At 48.6% G+C, this 18,401-nt stretch carries 20 protein-coding genes; 11 read left to right on the top strand and 9 right to left on the bottom strand.

Annotation, left to right across the window (positions count from 1 at the left end; genetic code table 11):
• The first annotated feature begins 131 nt into the window (after nt 1–131).
• Both CRO74_RS29095 and CRO74_RS29090 read left to right on the top strand, forming a co-directional pair.
• A complete protein-coding gene (locus CRO74_RS29095) occupies nt 132–1,025 on the top strand; it encodes a PE-PGRS family protein (protein WP_097131444.1) in 894 nt (297 codons plus the stop codon).
• Between the two features lie 65 nt (nt 1,026–1,090).
• A complete protein-coding gene (locus CRO74_RS29090) occupies nt 1,091–2,272 on the top strand; it encodes a sodium:proton exchanger (RefSeq protein ID WP_097131442.1) in 1,182 nt (393 codons plus the stop codon).
• Nucleotides 2,273–2,274: 2 nt separating this feature from the next.
• Here the strand turns inward: CRO74_RS29090 and CRO74_RS29085 are convergent, their stop codons facing one another.
• Nucleotides 2,275–2,607, bottom strand: coding sequence for a hypothetical protein (locus CRO74_RS29085; RefSeq protein WP_097131440.1), 333 nt, complete (start codon nt 2,605–2,607; stop codon nt 2,275–2,277).
• A 95-nt stretch (nt 2,608–2,702) separates the two neighbouring features.
• On the opposite strand from CRO74_RS29085, the gene nhaD reads away from it, so the two are divergent.
• Nucleotides 2,703–3,998 carry a sodium:proton antiporter NhaD gene (gene nhaD, locus CRO74_RS29080; protein WP_097131437.1) on the top strand — a complete coding sequence of 432 codons (1,296 nt, stop codon included), beginning with the start codon at nt 2,703–2,705 and terminating at the stop codon, nt 3,996–3,998.
• 80 nt (nt 3,999–4,078) lie between these two features.
• Entirely contained in the window at nt 4,079–4,789 is a 711-nt protein-coding gene (locus tag CRO74_RS29075) for a LolA-like protein (RefSeq protein WP_097131436.1), read from the top strand.
• Nucleotides 4,790–4,848: 59 nt separating this feature from the next.
• Here CRO74_RS29075 and CRO74_RS29070 read toward each other — a convergent pair whose 3' ends face one another.
• The 4 genes from CRO74_RS29070 to CRO74_RS29055 all read right to left on the bottom strand — a co-directional run bounded on the left by CRO74_RS29070 (nt 4,849) and on the right by CRO74_RS29055 (nt 7,060).
• The gene (locus tag CRO74_RS29070; protein ID WP_097131434.1) at nt 4,849–5,148 is read right to left on the bottom strand and encodes a winged helix-turn-helix domain-containing protein; all 300 of its coding nucleotides are present in this window, start codon (nt 5,146–5,148) and stop codon (nt 4,849–4,851) included.
• Complete coding sequence (locus CRO74_RS29065; protein ID WP_097131432.1) at nt 5,145–5,798, bottom strand: hypothetical protein; 654 nt, start codon at nt 5,796–5,798, stop codon at nt 5,145–5,147. The genes CRO74_RS29070 and CRO74_RS29065 overlap by 4 nt, the downstream gene beginning before the upstream one ends.
• Before the next feature lie 48 nt (nt 5,799–5,846).
• Entirely contained in the window at nt 5,847–6,218 is a 372-nt protein-coding gene (locus tag CRO74_RS29060; protein ID WP_097131431.1) for a diacylglycerol kinase family protein, read from the bottom strand.
• A gap of 131 nt (nt 6,219–6,349) precedes the next feature.
• A complete protein-coding gene (locus tag CRO74_RS29055; protein ID WP_097131429.1) occupies nt 6,350–7,060 on the bottom strand; it encodes a DUF1361 domain-containing protein in 711 nt (236 codons plus the stop codon).
• Nucleotides 7,061–7,460: 400 nt separating this feature from the next.
• Here CRO74_RS29055 and CRO74_RS29050 point away from each other — a divergent pair, with 400 nt between their 5' ends.
• The 4 genes from CRO74_RS29050 (at nt 7,461) to CRO74_RS31400 (ending at nt 10,434) form a co-directional block, all read left to right on the top strand.
• Nucleotides 7,461–8,102, top strand: coding sequence for a T9SS type A sorting domain-containing protein (locus CRO74_RS29050; protein ID WP_245878019.1), 642 nt, complete (start codon nt 7,461–7,463; stop codon nt 8,100–8,102).
• 125 nt (nt 8,103–8,227) lie between these two features.
• The gene (gene mazG, locus CRO74_RS29045; protein WP_097131425.1) at nt 8,228–9,070 is read left to right on the top strand and encodes a nucleoside triphosphate pyrophosphohydrolase; all 843 of its coding nucleotides are present in this window, start codon (nt 8,228–8,230) and stop codon (nt 9,068–9,070) included.
• 63 nt (nt 9,071–9,133) lie between these two features.
• A complete protein-coding gene (locus CRO74_RS29040) occupies nt 9,134–9,877 on the top strand; it encodes a metallophosphoesterase family protein (RefSeq protein ID WP_097131423.1) in 744 nt (247 codons plus the stop codon).
• Between the two features lie 332 nt (nt 9,878–10,209).
• Nucleotides 10,210–10,434: a hypothetical protein gene (locus CRO74_RS31400; RefSeq protein ID WP_144035996.1), complete on the top strand. Its 225-nt coding sequence runs from the start codon at nt 10,210–10,212 to the stop codon at nt 10,432–10,434.
• Between the two features lie 169 nt (nt 10,435–10,603).
• Here the strand turns inward: CRO74_RS31400 and guaB are convergent, their stop codons facing one another.
• On the bottom strand, nt 10,604–12,076 hold the full coding sequence (guaB, locus tag CRO74_RS29035; RefSeq protein WP_097131421.1) for an IMP dehydrogenase: 1,473 nt from the start codon (nt 12,074–12,076) through the stop codon (nt 10,604–10,606).
• A gap of 155 nt (nt 12,077–12,231) precedes the next feature.
• The gene (locus tag CRO74_RS29030; RefSeq protein WP_097131419.1) at nt 12,232–12,660 is read right to left on the bottom strand and encodes a DUF2141 domain-containing protein; all 429 of its coding nucleotides are present in this window, start codon (nt 12,658–12,660) and stop codon (nt 12,232–12,234) included.
• 40 nt (nt 12,661–12,700) lie between these two features.
• Between CRO74_RS29030 and recJ the strand changes: the two genes are divergently transcribed.
• Together recJ and lptB are read left to right on the top strand one after the other, a co-directional pair.
• Entirely contained in the window at nt 12,701–14,470 is a 1,770-nt protein-coding gene (gene recJ / locus CRO74_RS29025; protein WP_097131417.1) for a single-stranded-DNA-specific exonuclease RecJ, read from the top strand.
• Nucleotides 14,471–14,689: 219 nt separating this feature from the next.
• Nucleotides 14,690–15,421 (top strand): LPS export ABC transporter ATP-binding protein, encoded by a 732-nt coding sequence (gene lptB / locus CRO74_RS29020; protein ID WP_097131415.1) that lies wholly within the window; start codon nt 14,690–14,692, stop codon nt 15,419–15,421.
• 99 nt (nt 15,422–15,520) lie between these two features.
• On the opposite strand, the gene recO is transcribed toward lptB, so the two are convergent.
• Nucleotides 15,521–16,213, bottom strand: coding sequence for a DNA repair protein RecO (recO, locus tag CRO74_RS29015; RefSeq protein WP_097131414.1), 693 nt, complete (start codon nt 16,211–16,213; stop codon nt 15,521–15,523).
• Between the two features lie 88 nt (nt 16,214–16,301).
• Between recO and CRO74_RS29010 the strand changes: the two genes are divergently transcribed.
• Nucleotides 16,302–17,138, top strand: a complete 837-nt coding sequence (locus tag CRO74_RS29010; RefSeq protein WP_097131412.1) for a fumarylacetoacetate hydrolase family protein — start codon at nt 16,302–16,304, stop codon at nt 17,136–17,138.
• 101 nt (nt 17,139–17,239) lie between these two features.
• Here CRO74_RS29010 and CRO74_RS29005 read toward each other — a convergent pair whose 3' ends face one another.
• Nucleotides 17,240–18,379: a 5-(carboxyamino)imidazole ribonucleotide synthase gene (locus CRO74_RS29005; protein ID WP_097131410.1), complete on the bottom strand. Its 1,140-nt coding sequence runs from the start codon at nt 18,377–18,379 to the stop codon at nt 17,240–17,242.
• Between the last annotated feature and the right edge of the window lie 22 nt (nt 18,380–18,401).

The raw sequence follows: 18,401 nt of genomic DNA, 5'->3' as shown, positions 1-18,401 counted from the left end.
ATAGATACCAGGGAAGGGTAGCGTATATAATTCACCTTTCCTGCCTTCCGGTTACGCAATTCCGATTAAGGCGCTAATCATTTTTGGTATTCTGTTCGTTACTTTGGCAACTGAATCAACCGGAAAACTTCATGCGTACTTTCATTTTGCTGGTTTTAGGGCTGGCTGCCACTGCGTGTAAACTCAGTGTCCCTAGTGTATATGATGTTAATTTTACATCAGATCCAACAGTCGCCCCTGTTACACCAGGCCAAATTGACGAAGCCTCCGGGATGGTCGACAGTCGAAGCCAGCCCGGTAATCTCTGGATTGAGCAGGATAGCGGAAGCCCCGCCGAACTGGCCCTGATGGGCTACGACGGAACCCTGAAAGGGAAGATTACCGTACCATCTATCCAGAATCGGGATTGGGAAGAGCTGTCAATTGGACCGGGGCCAAAGGAGGGTGTAAATTACCTCTACATTGCCGACATCGGGGATAACAACAATCAGTACGAAACCAGCCAGATTTACCGAATACCGGAGCCCGCAAACTTACAGTCGCCCATTGCCGTTAGTGACATCGGCCGTATCGACTTCCGGTATCCGTTGGGACCGCGTGACTCCGAAGCGATGTTTGTTGATCCCCAAACCAAGGATATTTACATCATCTCCAAACGCGAAGAAAAAGTACATCTATATGGGCTGACCTACCCGCAAAGCACCAACAGCCTGATTACGGCGCAGGATTTTGGCGAATTGCCTTCCTTCGGCGGGGGATTGCCCAACTACGTAACCGGTGCCTCTATTTCGCCCGATGGCCGGGAAATACTGCTCAGAACGTATACGACCATGTATTACTGGAAGCGGGATGCCGGGCAAAGTATTGCCGACGCCATGCAGTATGGTACCCGGCGCTCACTGGCCATTCGGCTGGAGCCACAGGGGGAAGCCGTTTGCTTTGACAAAGACGCCAAAGGCTTTTTTACCATCAGTGAAAAAGCCAATGCGGCCTCGGTAAACTTGTATTACTACGCTAAAAAGTAGCAGGTGTGGCAACCACCAGGTGCAGGTTAATTGTCTGAAATAAATGCAATCAGTTAACTTGCCGCATGGATTCATCGATTTTAATTATAGTCCTGAGTTTATCAGTATTAATTTCCTACGCATTCGACTTATTCAGCAGCCGTTTCAAAACGCCCTCTGTTCTGTTGTTGCTTCTGCTGGGAATGCTGACGAGACAGGCGACAGCGTACTTCGATGTTCAGGTCCCCTATGTCAATGCTATCCTGCCAACACTTGGTACGCTGGGTTTGATTTTAATTGTGCTCGAAGGTGGCCTTGATATCGAGCTCAATGCAGATCGGCTAAGTGTTTTACGACGAACCCTGCTGGCGTCTTTGCTGGCCATTGCCGGGGGAACGCTGTTGATGGCCGGAACGCTCTATTTACTACTGAACGATTCCTTTTATCATTGCCTGATTGCTGCACTGCCCTTTTCGATCATCAGTAGTACCGTGACGGTGCAAAATGTGGAGCAACTCTCTACCGATCAGCGTGAATACGCCATTCACGAATCGGCCTTTGCCAGTATTCTGGGAATTATGGGCTATAATTTCCTGGTTTTAAGCCAGGGTTCGGTGTTGGGTGCTGTCTGGCTTTTCACGCGCGACACCCTGGTAATGGCCCTTATATCGCTGTTATGCTGCTTTTTGCTGTTGTACCTGATTGGTCGGATTAACCACCGGATTAAATTTCTGCCCATCATCTCCGTACTGTTCCTGGTGTATGCCCTGGCCGAGATCAATCACCTGTCGTCCTTGCTGCTTATCCTGATTTTCGGACTTTTTCTGAACAACACCGAACTGTTCATACGGGGACGACTAAGCCTGATCCTGAAAAACGACCTGTTCGAAAAAGAGCTCGATCAGTTAAAAAATCTGACAGCCGAGGGGTCGTTTGTGGTTCGTACGTTCTTTTACCTGATCCTGGGCTATGCGGCTATCCCCTCCGAATTAGTAGATGTTGACGCCCTGATTGTGAGTGCGCTGTTCATCATGATCATTCTTGTGTGGCGTTGGGTTACCCTACGGCTTACGTATTGGGGTACATCGAGCCCGTTATTATGGATTGCCCCCAGGGGTTTGATCACCGTTTTGCTATACCTGAATATTCCGGAAGAATTGCGGTTACAGGGTTTTCGGGAAGGTATTCCCACAATAGTCGTGGTCTTATCCTCATTGGTTGTCATGCTGGGGGTGTTATCCTACAAGCCGGTAAAATCAGCTAGATAAAGCTACTCCAGCGGGTTATTTTTGGTTAAATACGACCAGAAGGACCACCATCGCCGAGACTGCAAATACTGTAGGTCATGTTCGTTGGCGAACGCTTCCCGCTCGAAACTGATGTTTCGGTAGGCCCAATAATGATGTCGATACTGAAGTCGGCGGATGAGGTATTCGATGAAATACCACAGATAGAATGGAATGATGCCTAATTCGGCCTGTTGACGCAGGTGAATTCGCTCGTGGTTCAATAGAGCAGGCCCGGGTTTGGGATGCTTGACCAGAATAAACGGGAAAAGAGCCATTCCATCGGGGCCAAGCGAAGAGATACGGATGACAAACATAGATTGACCAGTGTTCACAACGGGGTAACACCAAGTACGGGCAAAATAGCTCAACTCCGTAAAAATGAATTTGGCCTAACCGGCGCTACCATTTTATGACACTATTACTTTCTCTTCTCTTCGTTATCGGGTATGTATTAATTACCCTCGAACATCCCATAAAAATCAACAAAACAGCTACGGCCCTGATTACCGGCGTTGCCTGCTGGGCCGCTTATGCATTACTCGATACACGCATCGATCTCATTGGTGAGCAATTGAAGCACCATCTAGCTAATACTGCCGAAATTTTGTTTTTTCTGATGGGGGCCATGACCGTGGTCGAATTGATTGATGTGCACGATGGATTTACGCTGATAACCGATCGTATTGCCAGTCGTAACATAAAAACGCTGCTTTGGATCATCAGCCTGCTCGCTTTTTTTATGTCGGCTCTGCTGGACAATCTTACTACGGCCATCGTGATGGTCTCGGTTGTTCGCAAGCTCATTAAAAACGCCGAGGATCGGCGCGTTGTGGCCGGTATGATCATCATTGCCGCTAATGCGGGTGGTACCTGGTCGCCCATCGGTGACGTGACAACGACCATGCTCTGGATTGGCGGGCAAATAACCTCTACCCACATCATCAGCGCCATGTTATTGCCAAGTCTGGTCTCGTTACTGGTGCCACTGGCATTATTGACGCGGTTTTATAAACCCTCCTCAGAAAGTAAACCCGCACGAACAGGAGCAGGCATCAGCCGTCCCTACGTAACGCCCACGGCCCGGCGCGAACGACGAACAATGCTGGCCATTGGGATGGGTGGAATGCTGTTCGTTCCCATCTTCAAGACGATCACCCACTTGCCTCCCTATATGGGTATAATGATGGTGCTGGGGGTTATCTGGGTAGCTTCTGAACTGCTTCATAGTGAGAAAGATGAAGCCGAACGCAAGAAATTCACGGCGGCCTATGCCCTCAGCCGAATTGATACGTCCAGTATTCTTTTCTTTTTGGGTATCCTGCTGGCCGTGGGCTCACTGGAGGCAACGGGAATATTGCAGTCTCTGGCCACTTCGCTAAACCGGGCGGTTGGCAATGTAGACGTAATCATCCTGTTGATCGGCGTAGTGTCGGCAGTAGTCGACAATGTGCCAATTGTGGCTGCTACCATGGGGATGTATGATATGCAGAGTTACCCGACCGATGCCAAATTGTGGACGTTTCTGGCTTATTGCGCTGGTACGGGCGGGAGTTTACTGGTAATTGGATCGGCAGCGGGCGTGGCCGTCATGGGCATGGAGAAGCTGGCTTTTGGCTGGTATTTACGTAAAATAAGCTGGCTGGCTCTGGTTGGCTATGTGTCTGGTGCTCTGGTCTATTTAGCCGGTTTCGCCCTGTTGAATTAACCGCTTATCAAATCCTGATTGGAGGTTATTGAATTATGGGTTAACTAGTACCTTTAATCATAAATATTCACTGAAAAAACATGAAAAAGTTTGTATTGATAGCTGGCCTGGTCGCGCTGGCCTGGCAGTCGGTAAGTGCTCAGTCAACACCAACGGCCGATGAAGTTGTCGACAAATACATTGCCGCCATTGGGGGCAAAGATGCGCTTATGAAAGTGACTGATATGACCACCAACATGTCTAGCGAAGGACAGATGGGCGCTATCATGATTACCCGTAAGCAGAAATTGCCCAATATGTTTTCTATGGTGATTAATGCCAATGGGATGGAGGTGATGAAGCAAACCGGCGACGGTACCAAAATTGCCATGGGTGGTATGCAGGGGAGCCGTACCATAGATGGCGATGCCGCTAAGCAAATGACTGTGATGAATGTTCTTTTCCCGGAACTGCACTATGCCGAAAACGGCGTGAAAACAACTCTGGTTGGTACTGAAAAAGTGGATGGGAAAGACACGTACAAACTTAGCCACACGAGTGCAGATGGAGTTACGACCTGGACTGACAACTTCGATGCCACAACCGGGCTGAAAGTGCAGGCCGTTACGACGGCAAAATCGCCCCAGGGTGAAATGAAATCGACCATGAATTACAGTGATTACAAAGACGTAAACGGCATTAAAATTCCGATGACCATTCTCCAGCAATCGCCACGGGGACCAATGACGATGACGGTTGATAACGTCAAAATCAATAAAGGCCTGAAAGACTCCGATTTTACGGTAAAATAAGACCTCTGTATCTTTATAATGCCAATCGGCTCCGGGTTCTTACCCGGAGCCGATTGGCATTATAAACCTTTGATAAATGCTTCGAGGGCATTCAGGTGGTCGGAAAACGCCTGCTGACCGGCCTGTGTGGCCGAGTAGGTTGTATTTGGCTTTCGCCCGATAAATTGTTTTTGCACCGCTACATAACCAGATTCTTCCAAAGCCCGCAGGTGCGTAGCCAGGTTGCCATCGGTCAGGCCTAGTAACTCTTTAAGCGCGTTGAAACTCATCGACTCATTAACCATCAGAACCGACATGATGCTTAGCCGCGCTTTGCTTTCAAAGGCTTTGTTAAACTGTGCCAGCAAATCTGTCTTCATGCGGTGAGGGTTCGTTCGTATTTATAATACATGGCCAGGCCATACACAATGTGCAGTACACCAAAACCAATTGCCCAGGTCAGTAAATTATAACCCGGCCAGAAAAGGGATACCAGTCCCAGCCCAATTTCGCAGTAAGCCAGCGACTCCACATCGCGCAGGGTATATTTGCTGCCATTGAGCAGGGCAAGGCCGTAAAAAATCAGTGTTGCCGGAAACGCCAGCCAAATCAGATTGTACTGTAGCAATGCCAGGCAAAATACGCCCCCCGTTGCCAACGGAACAAGCATTGCCCAGAGAAGACGCTGCGACGATTGATTCCAGACGGTTTGTCTTTGTCGCCGTGCCTGCCGAACGGTGAAGTAAGTGCCGGATAAAAGGGCCAGCGCCAGAATAACAAGCGCTACCGTTACCAGAAACTGCCGGACATCCGGCTGGTTCATATTCGTGTGGTAATCGCCTGTGCGGCTGGACTGAAAAACAGCCAGTAGGCTTGTTTCCAATCGTACCGAAACGAAAAAGGCTCCAGCGAGTGCAATCAGCCCCGCCGAAACGCCCGACAAGCCACTTAGCGACAGAAATTTGGATGACCGTTCCATCAAGCTGCGGATCTCCGTCAGCGTTTGCAGGTGTTCGCGCGATTCGTACATGGGGGAGAAGAAAGACGGATGAATAAATGATTGAGCAAGTTATTCTTGTTAGGGGAGAAAAATATCGAGCAAATGACCGCCCAGAATGAGTATCCCGGCGAGTACCGCCATGATGGTCAGGATCAGAACCGCGCCCGACGATAGATCTTTAATAGCCTTAATTTGTGGATGTATACCCGGCGATACAAAATCGCACAGTTTCTCGATGGCGGTATTGAAGGCTTCTGCGGCCCAGACCAGACCAATCTGGGTGAGAATAATGGCCCACTCGATCCGACTCAAGGCTAAAAAAAGACCGGCAATGACCACTATACACGCCACCAGCAGATGCACTCTAGCATTGTTCTCGAAGCGAAACAGATCCAGAATACCCTGTCCGGCAAACCGAAAGCTTCGAACTACTTTACGGAAATCAATCATGGAACAAAGGTATCGTTAAAATAGGCGGACTTTCGTATGCTTAGCCGGGCAGTCATCGAAAAGGTCGCTCAACGCAGGTTTGGCGTTTGGGCAATTCGGCAAGTGTTTAATAAGCCTGGTTATAAAATGACTCATTGATACGGAGTTGAATCAGGCTCCTGCTCAACGTACAAATGGAACGCTACATAAAAAATAAAAAGTACGAAACCGTACGCAATGGTCAGCTTCAGGCTAAGGTGGTCGTGGTAGGCATGGGTAATGGCAATGGTTAACTCCGACGGACTAGTGAGTACGTTCCAGCTGTTCCACCGGCCAACCCGGCCCAGATAAATACCGAATCCGGATAAAATCTGACTAATACCGATCAATCCCCAGCTTACTAAATTACCTGCCAATGGCCTGAGTATCCGATGCACAATCAGGATGGAGTAGAGCCCCACCAGTAACCCTGTCAACGCAAAGACAAACAGCGTCATGGTGTCGAACCAGAGCAAAGGCTGGTCGACGTGGCGGATATGAAACAGGTCGGTAATAATGTAAGGCGCATTGGGTAAAAATGCCAGCCAGCCCGCCAATCCAGCCGCCAATAGCCAGTAACTTCGAAAACCTGCTGTGCGCAAGTCCCGCAGAACCAGCACCACACCCAGCGGGAACCAGGCCAGCGCCAGATTCCATAACAGCATAACGAAGAACCACCAGTTGCCCGTCAATAAACCCCGCACTGTAACCAGACTCAGACCCGTCAGCGTCAAGAGTACCAGGGCTAACTGACCTCTTCCGGGTCGGGCGTCTCGTGATGAAATTACTCTTGAACGAAGAAAAGAAGATGTTGAGATTTGCATGTATTAAAGTACTTTGTTTTGCAAAGTAAGCGAAATTAATAACTGACTTTCAACAAGCCAGGCGAAATTATTTTTTTTCTCAATCTAGCTGTGTCTTATAGGCGATCCTTCGATACCAATAAATGGGGAAAGCTTTAAATCAATAGGATAACTAATGTATTCTCTTCTCTAAACCCTACGATTTTTAATGTGAAATAATGCGTCTTACCATCAAATATTGAATAGATTTAAGAGACTTTTTGCATAATATGGTATACTAGTTGACTCGAGTGTCGTTTCGTAAAACAGTTATTTCTGACTTTCATTATAAAGAAACACCAAGTAAATAATGGTCACATGGAACATAGATGCTGCCCGCCATCTACTTGCTCGTTGTTTATTCGGCTACACACGCGACGACTTGAGAAAAGCTCTCTCTTATACGTCAGTCGACGATTTTGTAGGAAAGCAAAACCTGGCCAAGAAGGTTACGGTTATGACGTTCTCGGAATTTGGTCGCCGTGTCAATCAGAATGGCACCAATGGTACCGATCATGGTACGGCCGCTCCTCTTTTTGTGATTGGTGATCCCGTACGGGGGGGTATTGTTGGAGCTGCTCCTGTTCTGAGTGATGTCGACAGTAACGGCGACCTGAAATTTAAGAATGACTTCCGCCAGGTGTACGCCAGTGTTCTCCGCGATCACCTCGGCGTTGATGCCAGTACAACGCAAACTATTCTGGGCCGCGAGTTTGAGTCCCTACCCATTTTTCGTCAAGCACCGATTTTAGACGCATACGAAGGTATGTTTAGTCTTGGTCAGAATACGCCCAATCCATTTGCTGAAAGTACCGAAATTCAATTTTCAATTAACCAGGCTGGAACAGTTCGTCTGGCCCTGTATGACCTGACAGGGCGGGAGATAATTGTCCTGCACGATGGGCGTTTTGATCGTGGCAACTGCAACGTAACGGTGAGCGGAGCTAACCTCACCGCCGGGCATTACCTTTACAGCCTTCGAACCGATAATGGGCGGCAGGTAAAGCGATTAATCAAGCTTTAAATGTTTTTTTGTGTCCTGTTTATTGAAAAGAAGTATCATACACCTATCTTTTCGGGAGGTTTATCACAAAATACAGTTTCCAATAAACCTGTGAGGTGCATAAAGCCCTATCGGTTTTCGTACGAATGAAGCAATTTCAAGAATTACCCCCCCGCCGTCAGGAGCAACTAATGGCATTTGACCGGCTCCTGACAATAATGGACGAGCTACGTGAGCAGTGCCCCTGGGACCGGAAGCAAACGCTGGAGAGCCTGCGTCACTTGACCATCGAAGAAACCTACGAACTCTCGGACGCCATCCTGGAACATGATTTACCCGAAATTCGAAAAGAAATAGGGGATATTCAGCTACACCTGGTTTTCTATGCTAAAATTGCCTCCGAATTACCTGCCGGATCTCCAGGTCGTTTTGATATGGCCGACGTGCTAAACAGCGTTTGCGAAAAGCTCATTAGTCGCCACCCGCATATTTACCCGGATTCCAACGGCCAAAAAGTCATTGCCGAAAATGAAGAACAGGTAAAAGCAAACTGGGAGCAACTCAAATTAAAAGAAGGTAATAAGTCGGTGCTGGGTGGAGTACCGGGTTCACTACCGGCTCTGGTAAAAGCCATGCGCATACAGGAGAAAGCCAGAGGGGCCGGCTTTGACTGGGACGAAAAACAGCAGGTGTGGCAAAAGGTTGAGGAGGAGATGCAGGAATTTAAAGCTGAATTCAACGCAGAGTCCGGAACGGTGATTGACCAGCAACGAGCCGAAAATGAGTTTGGCGACTTACTTTTCTCGCTTGTCAACTACGCCCGTTTTATCGATATAAATCCTGAGACAGCTCTGGAACGTACCAACAAAAAATTCATCAAACGCTTTCAGTATATGGAAGAACAGGCCCGTGCCAGTGGAAGAACGCTCAGCAGCATGACACTGGCCGAGATGGACGTATACTGGAATGAAGCGAAGAAAGATGTATGATATATGCCGCAGGGAAATACATTATATATCCTACATCTTTCTTAACACATCATACATTAAATCATGCGAATAGCTTTTCTAACCGACATGCACCTGGGTGCTGAAGGTGAACTTCCGGAGGGAGTAGATGTCCGGCAAAACTTCCTGAAAGCACTGGACTTTTTGTCCGAATTAAAACCTAGTTGTTTGGTATTAGGTGGTGATTTTTGCAATGCCACCGGCGACTTGTCGATCTACAAATGGGTGAGGCAACAGATTGATGCGCTACCATTTCCGTATTACGTGATTTCCGGGAATCATGATAATTCGATGATGCTGGCGGAGGTATTCAACAAAAAGCATGACTTGCACGAGGGCGAGTTGTATTATGCATTGCCCCTTGAGGGAAGGCCCGCTTTGTTCTTGGATTCATCGGAAGGAGTACTCTCAGACCAACAGTGGACCTGGTTCAGGGACTATCTATCGGCCCTGCGCGATACGAACATAATCGTGTTCATGCATCATCCGCCCCTTCCGGCAGATGTTCAATTCATGGATCGGAAATACCCTTTTCGGCAAAGTGAACAATTTATTGAACTTGTTCGCGACTTGCCTTGCCATATAACGGTGGTTTGTGGACATTATCACGTCGAAAAAGTAGTACAGCGCGGTAACCTCTTGGCGTTACTTTCTCCGTCTACCTTCTATCAGATGAAACAGGATACGGTTGGATTTTCAATTGACACCCTACGGATCGGTATTCGCGAGATCAACTTGACCACCCATGGCACAAACAGTGCTGTTTTTTACTTAGATCCTGTAAGGTAGGGTAAGAAAAAAATCGTTTTAGACGAAAAATAGTATTGATCCTAACTGCTTCAAATACAAAAGAATGTCTTGTCTAAAACTCTAAACAAAGTACTATATAAGCTGATTGAATACTTATAAGTAGCATAGTGGTAATTACTCAAAGTTGTTTAATTTTATTTATTATTAAAAAATATTGTTCACATAGAGTATATATAGATGAAGTTTTATATTTTTGCTGACTACTCCGTATTTAATTCCGTACTTTCCCTAATAATAAGAATATGGTACTTCGTTTTACCACAATTGATCTACTAGGTAATGAGCGAGAACATTCATGGTGGTTTTCAACTATGGAATATTCTCTTGATGTATTAAGCTCGTTGTGCTCATCAAACAAACATGTCAGTAAAGCCGAACTTATTGACAACGGACAGCACACATCGCTTCCTGTTGATGCATTTGACGGACAAACTATATCAACGCCTTTTCAGCAACTGGAAAGCCAATGGCAGGAGTTGTTGCTTTCTCCGGCTACTGGTAATTCTACGTGGCCTTTAGCTACCTGGCAAGAATAAGCGAGCAATGGTTGGTCTTTGGAGTTATCCATCCTGAAGAGATCGATTTTATGCTGTCGCATTGCTCCCACCAAATCATGAGGCCCGGTACAAACAGTATAATAGGCTGTATGCTATAGGATATATATCGTTTTCACGACATCCTGTAGCATACAGCCTATACTCTTTTTCATCGTGCCGAATAATTCGGCGCTTCTTTCTGAATCTGAATATCGTGCGGGTGGCTTTCGCGTGAACCCGCCGTTGTGATTTTTACGAATTTAGCCTGCTGAAGTGCCGGTACATCAATGGCACCGCAGTAACCCATTCCGGCTTTCAGACCACCAACCATCTGGTAAATGATCTCCGAGACTTTGCCTTTTATGGGAACGCGGCCAACGATCCCTTCGGGTACCAGTTTCTTGATGTCGTCCTCAGCATCCTGGAAATAGCGGTCTTTCGAGCCGTCTTCCATTGCTTCTACAGAACCCATACCCCGGTAGGTTTTAAACCGGCGCCCTTCATACAGGACAACTTCACCGGGGGCTTCTTCCGTACCCGCCAGAAGCGAACCAATCATAACAGTGCTGGCCCCTCCGGCAATGGCTTTGGTAATATCGCCCGAAAAACGAATGCCACCGTCGGCAATAACCGGAACACCCGTGCCCTGTAAGGCTTTAGCGGATTCATAAACGGCCGTTAACTGCGGCATGCCAATACCGGCAATAATCCGGGTTGTGCAGATACTGCCCGGTCCTACGCCCACTTTTACGGCGTCGGCACCGGCATCAGCAAGGGCTTTGGCTCCTTCGCCGGTGGCTACGTTACCGGCTATTACCTGAAGTTTGGGAAATTGCTCTTTAATTCCCCGTACAGCGTCCAGAACACCCTTTGAGTGACCGTGTGCGGTATCGACACTAATGACATCGACGCCAGCCTTTACCAATGCTTCGATGCGTCGGTGCAGGTCGGGCGTGACGCCCACGGCAGCGCCTACGCGTAGCCGTCCCAGTTCGTCTTTGCAGGCATTGGGGTGGCTCTTTTTCTTCAGAATGTCTTTGTACGTGATCAGGCCAACTAACTGGTAGGTGTCGTTAACGATTGGCAGTTTCTCAATCCGGTGCTGTTGGAGGATCGTCTCAGCTTCTTCGAGCGTTAATCCTTCCCGTGCTGTAATGAGGTTTTTTTGCGTCATGACAGCCGTAACGGGTTTAGTCATGTCGTGCTGAAAACGCAAGTCGCGGTTGGTCAGGATGCCAACCAGTTTACCCAACTCATCAATAACCGGGATACCGCCAATTTTAAACTCGCGCATAATTTTGTGCGCGTCGCCTAAAGTAGCTGTTTCAAGAAGTGTAATGGGGTCAATGATCATCCCACTTTCGGAGCGCTTGACTTTTCGAACCTGGTCGGCCTGAGCCTCAATGCTCATGTTCTTGTGGATAATACCGATACCGCCTTCCTGCGCCATTGCGATTGCTAAAGCTGACTCTGTAACGGTGTCCATAGCCGCCGAGATGAGTGGAACGTTTAGCCGAATGTTGCGGGTGAGTTGGGAAACGGTTTGCGTATCGCGTGGAAGTACCTCCGAATAGGCAGGTAACAGCAGTACGTCGTCGTAGGTGAGAGCCTCGTAAAGAAATTTACTGGTATCTAAGCTCATAGCAAATAAACAGGTGGTGTTATTTGCCGGACAAAATTACGAAAAAAACTGATCCAACCAGCGTGTCGTACCGGATTAATCTTGATTTAACAATTTAAGAACACTACTTACCAGACAGTCTGATGTAGGGGCTCTTGATAGTCAAGTTGTTAGTATTAAATTCCATCCAGTTTTATGCGTACTGTTCTGCCACTATCGCCAACACTGAATTCGCAGTCGCTGAACTTTGGTGCCGACAGTTTAGGCCGAAAATCATTACTGAACCCGTACGGTTCTTTAGGAATGCCAAACATTCGTTTATCCATTTTACCGTTGCCATTTTCATCATGATACACCGCAATGGCATACGATCCCGGCTCAACCGAAAATGTGGTTAGTACGCGATCATGCGTTACATCAACTTTTTTACCTACTATTGGTTTCCCCTCAGGAAAATCTTTTCCGGGTTTAAAAACAGCCACATAAACGGCACCCGTTAACGCGCGAACGTTATGAACTTCAATGGTTAAGTTCGTTTTTTTTGGCGTATCTGGTGTTGCCGGGCTTGATAGAAGGAAACCGAAAAGCGAAAGCAAATAGAACATATAGTGAGTGTTTTTCTAAAAACGGATTTATCTTGCAATTATGATAGCCCAACCGCCCCCCGCTTCCAAACGATGGATTACAAAACCTTTGCCCGATTCGTCGGAACAGCGGTCGGCTATTGAAGTATTAACAAATTCGCTAGGCGTAAGTCCGTTTTTGGCGGCACTTTTAGTTCAGCGAGGTGTGCAAACCTACGAAGAAGCCCGGACGTTCTTTAGACCGGAAATCAATCATTTGCACAATCCTTTCGAGATGAAGGACATGGATAAGGCCATTACACGCCTGCAAATGGCCATGCTTCCCGAACGGCAGGAGAAAATTCTGGTCTATGGCGATTATGATGTCGATGGTACAACCTCGGTTGCTCTCGTTTACGGATTTCTAAAAAGTTATCATTCGGCCATCGACTATTACATTCCTGATCGCTATAAAGAAGGGTATGGTATTTCGAAGCAGGGCATTCAATGGGCGGCCGAAAATGGATTTACACTAATAATTGCCCTCGATTGCGGCATTAAATCAATTGATCGGGTGGCCGAAGCGAAGGCACTCGGCGTCGATTTTATTATTTGTGATCACCATCGCCCCGGCGATGAAATTCCCGACGCTGCCGCCGTACTTGACCCTAAACGGGACGATTGCCAATATCCTTATAAGGAACTGAGCGGTTGTGGTGTAGGGTTTAAACTGCTTCAGGCCTTTTGTCTCCATAAAGGTATTGACCTGAACGAGCTATACCCTAGCCTGGATTTGGTGGCCGTAAGTATTGCGTCGGATATTGTGCCGCTTACGGGCGAAAACCGGGTACTGGCTTATTACGGTCTGAAACACCTCAACGCGTCGCCCCGTACCGGCCTGAAAGCCCTGATCAAAATAGCCGGGTTCTCGCGCGAACTGGACATAACCAATCTGGTATTTGGCTTAGGCCCGCGCATCAATGCAGCCGGACGTATTCAACACGCTAAAGCCGCTGTTCAGCTTCTACTCGCCGAATCGGAAGGAGATGCCGATGAGTTTGCGATGGCCATTAACAAGCATAACAATAGCCGACGTGAGTTTGACAGCACTATGACCGAACAGGCCCTGGACATGATTCGGGGCAACGAATCACTGCTTCAGGCCAAGAGTACAGTTCTGTTCGATGCTACCTGGCACAAAGGAGTAATTGGCATTGTGGCCTCGCGCTGCATCGAGCATTTTCACCGGCCCACCATCATCCTGACGCAGTCGAATGATAAAGCAGCCGGGTCGGCGCGGTCGGTGCCGGGTTTCGATGTGTACGAAGCGATTGAAGAATGCGCTGATTTGCTGGAACAGTTTGGCGGGCACACCTTTGCCGCCGGGATGACGATGTCGGTAGATAACATCGACGCTTTCCGGAAAAAATTCGAAGAAGTCGTTGCCAGTCGTATCAAAGAAGAACACCTCACTCCGCTGATCGACATTGATTTGCCGCTGGATTTCAATGAAATAAGTGACAAGCTTTACCGGATTGTCCGGCAGATGGGACCATTTGGACCCCACAACTTGCAGCCTACCTTCATGACAGAGGATGTGTATCTGGTGAGCGAGCCGATCGTCATGAAGGAAAAACACCTCAAAATAAACGTTCGGCAAGGCGATCCAGTCTCTAGTCGGTCTGGACAGACCCGGTCTGGTCAGACATTTACGGCTATCGGCTTCGGCATGGCGCATATGGCCGACTTGCTCCGTTCCGGTAAACCCTTCGCTATTTGCTACCAGGTCGACCAGAATCATTTCAATGGGAATGTTTCCCTACAACTGATGCTGAAAGATATAAAAGCATAAAAAGGCCCAAACAGGCTCCGGCAGTTTGTTCACTTACCAAATCAAACAGCCAGCGTCTGTCTCTCACTTCGCACAGTTTTTACCTAAATTTTGTTAATAAACGCGCGATCGTCCCTTCTGAAACTAAAAATAGTTGGCGGTGGGTCCGATTACCGCGAACTTTGTAATCGTCGCTGGCAGCGGTAGCTGTGTGGGCTGATGGTTAGTGAACGCATTCACATGATTCTCAGAACTGAAAATTTAATTAAAAAATACGGGTCCCGGTTAGTCAACAACAATGTATCGTACCAAGTGGAAACGGGCGAAATTGTTGGGCTTCTGGGACCGAATGGCGCTGGTAAAACAACCTCGTTTTACATGGCCGTGGGGCTGGTAAAGCCGAACAGCGGTAAGGTGTTCATCGACGATCTGGATGTGACTAACCTACCCATGTACAAACGGGCTCGGCTTGGGCTGGGGTATCTGGCGCAGGAAGCCTCCGTATTTCGGGATTTGTCGGTAGAAGAAAACGTGCTGGCCGTTCTCGAAATGACCAATCTGCCCAAAAAAGAACAGAAGGAAAAGGTAGAAGAACTGCTTGAAGAATTCAGCCTGACGCACGTTCGGAAGAGTAAGGGAAAAGTACTATCCGGTGGCGAACGCCGTCGGACGGAAATTGCCCGCGCGCTGGCCGTTGACCCGAAATTCATTCTGCTGGATGAACCCTTTGCGGGTGTTGACCCCATTGCGGTTGAGGACATTCAAAGCATTGTTGCCAAACTCAAACACCGCAATATCGGTATCCTCATCACCGACCACAACGTAAACGAAACCCTCTCCATTACTGACCGGGCCTATCTGCTTTTTGAAGGTAAAATTCTCAAACAGGGCACTGCCGAAGAATTGGCCAACGACGAGCAGGTACGTCGGGTGTACCTGGGTCAGCATTTTGAATTGAAAAGGAAAGTGTAATATAACGTACCCACGGGCCGGGCCGCGTTCGGCTTTAGCCCGTGTTTTTGTATGATAATCGTCTGCAAAACACGGGCTAAAGCCCGTGGGTACATAGTGCTACCCAAATACCTCCCGCAGTACCGGCAGCGATTTCACTTCGCCCAGCGAGTCGATATGAATGTGGTAGTACGAAACCAGGGCATCTGCCAGTTCGTTGCGGGCGGAGCGGCTGAGCTTAATAGGTGTGCCAAAAGGTTGCCGGAGCATGATATTCAGCGCCGTATCCATTTCCTCATCGGGCAGGAAAGGATAGGCGTTTTCCCGAAGCTGGTCTTCAAATTCACGGGCCGATTCGGGTCCAAATCCCAGAAAAGAGGAAAGCTTTAGCAGAAACGTAAGGTGAAAGTTTTCGTAGTTCGTGGTCGCTTCTTCCAGAAAAACCACCGACTCCACCAGAAAGCGGAACAATACGGGGCTGCCTGACTCTTCTTTCAACACTTTATTAAGCATTTCCGTTACGAACATCGCAATCGTTGACTTGCCTACTTCGAAGGGCAGGCTCTGAAAAGGATAGTTCGTTTTAACTTCCGAAAGACGAGTCAGGTCGCGGTCGCTTTTGTAATAAACGACCATTTCCAGCAAGGTAAGCGGCTGAAAAAGAGCGATTTTATTATTCTTGCTCCTGGCCGTCCGCACACTGTTGACAATGTAGCTTTGCAAGCCAAATTCTTCGGTATACACGCGGGCAATAATGGACGTTTCGCGGTAACGAATATAGCTGAGGGCAATACCCCGTGTTTTTTGCAGCATCTCGGGTTGACAGTAAACTAACCAATATAACACCTTTAAGGGATAAATAGGTCTATTTGTCGACCAATTACCGCTTCGTTTGTGCGCTATGAAACTATACAAAACCCGCTCCGGCATTGTCGTTGAACTAGAAAATAAATTTTATTCCGTCCCCGTCGATAACTGGGATGAGCTAATCAATCGGGATGATTTACATGAATTTTTAAACACCCTGACTGCGGTTGCCGAGCCATCGGATGAATACCAGGCTGCTACAACTTCCGGGCTACTGGCCCCCATCGGTCGGCAGGAAGTGTGGGCTTCGGGCGTTACCTACTTACGCAGCCGCAATGCCCGGATGGAGGAGTCAAAAAAGTCGGGAGGAGATAATTTTTACGACCGCGTGTACGACGCAGAACGGCCCGAATTGTTCTTTAAATCGACCCCCGAGCGTGTAGTCAACCCCGGCGATAAGGTTCGCATCCGTGCCGACTCGACCTGGAATGTGCCCGAGCCGGAGTTGACACTCTTCATAACCTCGTCAGGTAAAATTGTGGGCTACACCTGCGGCAATGACATGAGCTCGCGGAGCATCGAAGGTGAAAACCCATTGTATTTGCCCCAGGCCAAAAGTTACGATGGCAGTGCGGCTCTCGGGCCATGCCTGTACGTGCCCGAAACGCCCATTGCGCCTGAAACCCAGATAGAGCTGGAGATCATCCGGGATGGACAAACGGCTTTTACCAACAACATTGCCATTAACCAGATGAAGCGGCAGCATACCGAACTTGTTTCGTATCTCTACCGCGAATGCTCCTTTTCTTTCGGCTGCTTCCTGATGACTGGCACCGGCATTGTACCCCCGGATAGCTTCACGCTCCAATCGGGCGATGTGGTTAAAATTACCATTGGTGAAATTGGCACGTTGGAAAATGTAGTGGCCTAATATTTTTTTAACCGCAGGGAATTTATGTAGAGACGCAACCCTTTGCGTCTCCTGACCGGATGGCTTTGGCTGACGCATAGGAGACGCAAAGGGTTGCGTCTCTACGTCGTTATCACTCGAATGCCTTTCTGTACCACGGCTACTTTTTCACGTAGAGCATCCAGCGAATCGTCCATGACCGTTACATGGCCCATTTTGCGAAAAGGCTTTGTAATGGCTTTGCCATAGAAAAAGGGGAACACACCGGGCATGGCCAGTAAGTTTTCCAGTCCTTCATACACCGCCGGACCAGTATGGCCGTCTTCGCCCAGCAGGTTCACCATGGCGGCTGGCTGGTAAATGCTGGTATCGCCCATCGGGTAGTTGAGGATGGCCCGCCAGTGCTGCTCAAACTGCGAGGTGACATTGGCCCGGATGGTGTGGTGTCCGCTGTTGTGCGGGCGGGGTGCGACTTCGTTAATCAATACATTTCCCAGTTTGTCCAGGAATAGCTCAACGGCCAGCAGGCCCACAATGCCAAAGGCATCGGCCGTACGACGGGCTATTTCCTGCGCTTTCCGGTCAATTTCTTCCGAAATTTCGGCGGGGGCAAACAGGTATTCAACCAGGTTGAGTTCCGGGTGGAAGACCATTTCAACTGTTGGAAACGTTTGCACCTCGCCCCGTTCGTTACGGGCAACAATAACCGCGAGTTCTTTCTCGAAATCAACCGCTTTTTCCAGCACGCCCGGTGCATCGAAGGCTTTGCCCACATCGGCCACGGAAGCAATCCGCTGAACGCCCCGGCCATCGTACCCATCCCGTCCCAGTTTGTGGAAAGCGGGTAAAATGTCGGGCTGATGGATTTCGGCCAGAGCGACATCGGCCCGGTTTTCGGTTAGGATAAAGTCGGCGGTGGGTAAATTGTGGTCGCGGTAGAACTGCTTCTGAAGCCGTTTATCCTGAATGATCCGAATAACGGCGGGTTGCGGAAATACTTTCTTGCCTTCCCGTTCGAGGACTTCGAGGGCGTCGACATTTACGCGCTCAATCTCGATGGTCAGCACGTCGACAGACTGCCCAAACTGGTACACCGTATCGTAATCGGTCAGTGAGCCCTGCGTAAACCGGGTACATAAATGCCGACAGGGTGCTTCGGCGTCGGGGTCGAGAATATGAACGCGGAGATTCCAGTCAATGGCGGCTTGTAGAAGCATCAGGCCAAGCTGGCCACCGCCGAGGATACCGATTGTAGGAGTCACGTGGTAATAGAGTGAGTTGTAC

It is taken from the genome of Spirosoma fluviale (genome assembly GCF_900230225.1).
GTDB lineage: Bacteria > Bacteroidota > Bacteroidia > Cytophagales > Spirosomataceae > Spirosoma > Spirosoma fluviale.
The sequence above is the reverse complement of the archived record's forward strand: the minus strand, read 5'-3'. Positions and strand labels throughout refer to the sequence as shown.

What these genes read in the sequence shown, in the direction of transcription:
- CRO74_RS29095 (WP_097131444.1), top strand. Translation starts at nt 132, where the DNA reads ATGCGTACTTTCATTTTGCTGGTTTTAGGGCTGGCTGCCACTGCGTGT.
- CRO74_RS29090 (WP_097131442.1), top strand. Translation starts at nt 1,091, where the DNA reads ATGGATTCATCGATTTTAATTATAGTCCTGAGTTTATCAGTATTAATT.
- CRO74_RS29085 (WP_097131440.1), bottom strand. Translation starts at nt 2,607, where the DNA reads ATGTTTGTCATCCGTATCTCTTCGCTTGGCCCCGATGGAATGGCTCTT.
- nhaD (WP_097131437.1), top strand. Translation starts at nt 2,703, where the DNA reads ATGACACTATTACTTTCTCTTCTCTTCGTTATCGGGTATGTATTAATT.
- CRO74_RS29075 (WP_097131436.1), top strand. Translation starts at nt 4,079, where the DNA reads ATGAAAAAGTTTGTATTGATAGCTGGCCTGGTCGCGCTGGCCTGGCAG.
- CRO74_RS29070 (WP_097131434.1), bottom strand. Translation starts at nt 5,148, where the DNA reads ATGAAGACAGATTTGCTGGCACAGTTTAACAAAGCCTTTGAAAGCAAA.
- CRO74_RS29065 (WP_097131432.1), bottom strand. Translation starts at nt 5,798, where the DNA reads ATGTACGAATCGCGCGAACACCTGCAAACGCTGACGGAGATCCGCAGC.
- CRO74_RS29060 (WP_097131431.1), bottom strand. Translation starts at nt 6,218, where the DNA reads ATGATTGATTTCCGTAAAGTAGTTCGAAGCTTTCGGTTTGCCGGACAG.
- CRO74_RS29055 (WP_097131429.1), bottom strand. Translation starts at nt 7,060, where the DNA reads ATGCAAATCTCAACATCTTCTTTTCTTCGTTCAAGAGTAATTTCATCA.
- mazG (WP_097131425.1), top strand. Translation starts at nt 8,228, where the DNA reads ATGAAGCAATTTCAAGAATTACCCCCCCGCCGTCAGGAGCAACTAATG.
- CRO74_RS29040 (WP_097131423.1), top strand. Translation starts at nt 9,134, where the DNA reads ATGCGAATAGCTTTTCTAACCGACATGCACCTGGGTGCTGAAGGTGAA.
- CRO74_RS31400 (WP_144035996.1), top strand. Translation starts at nt 10,210, where the DNA reads ATGGAATATTCTCTTGATGTATTAAGCTCGTTGTGCTCATCAAACAAA.
- guaB (WP_097131421.1), bottom strand. Translation starts at nt 12,076, where the DNA reads ATGAGCTTAGATACCAGTAAATTTCTTTACGAGGCTCTCACCTACGAC.
- CRO74_RS29030 (WP_097131419.1), bottom strand. Translation starts at nt 12,660, where the DNA reads ATGTTCTATTTGCTTTCGCTTTTCGGTTTCCTTCTATCAAGCCCGGCA.
- recJ (WP_097131417.1), top strand. Translation starts at nt 12,701, where the DNA reads ATGATAGCCCAACCGCCCCCCGCTTCCAAACGATGGATTACAAAACCT.
- lptB (WP_097131415.1), top strand. Translation starts at nt 14,690, where the DNA reads ATGATTCTCAGAACTGAAAATTTAATTAAAAAATACGGGTCCCGGTTA.
- recO (WP_097131414.1), bottom strand. Translation starts at nt 16,213, where the DNA reads ATGCTGCAAAAAACACGGGGTATTGCCCTCAGCTATATTCGTTACCGC.
- CRO74_RS29010 (WP_097131412.1), top strand. Translation starts at nt 16,302, where the DNA reads ATGAAACTATACAAAACCCGCTCCGGCATTGTCGTTGAACTAGAAAAT.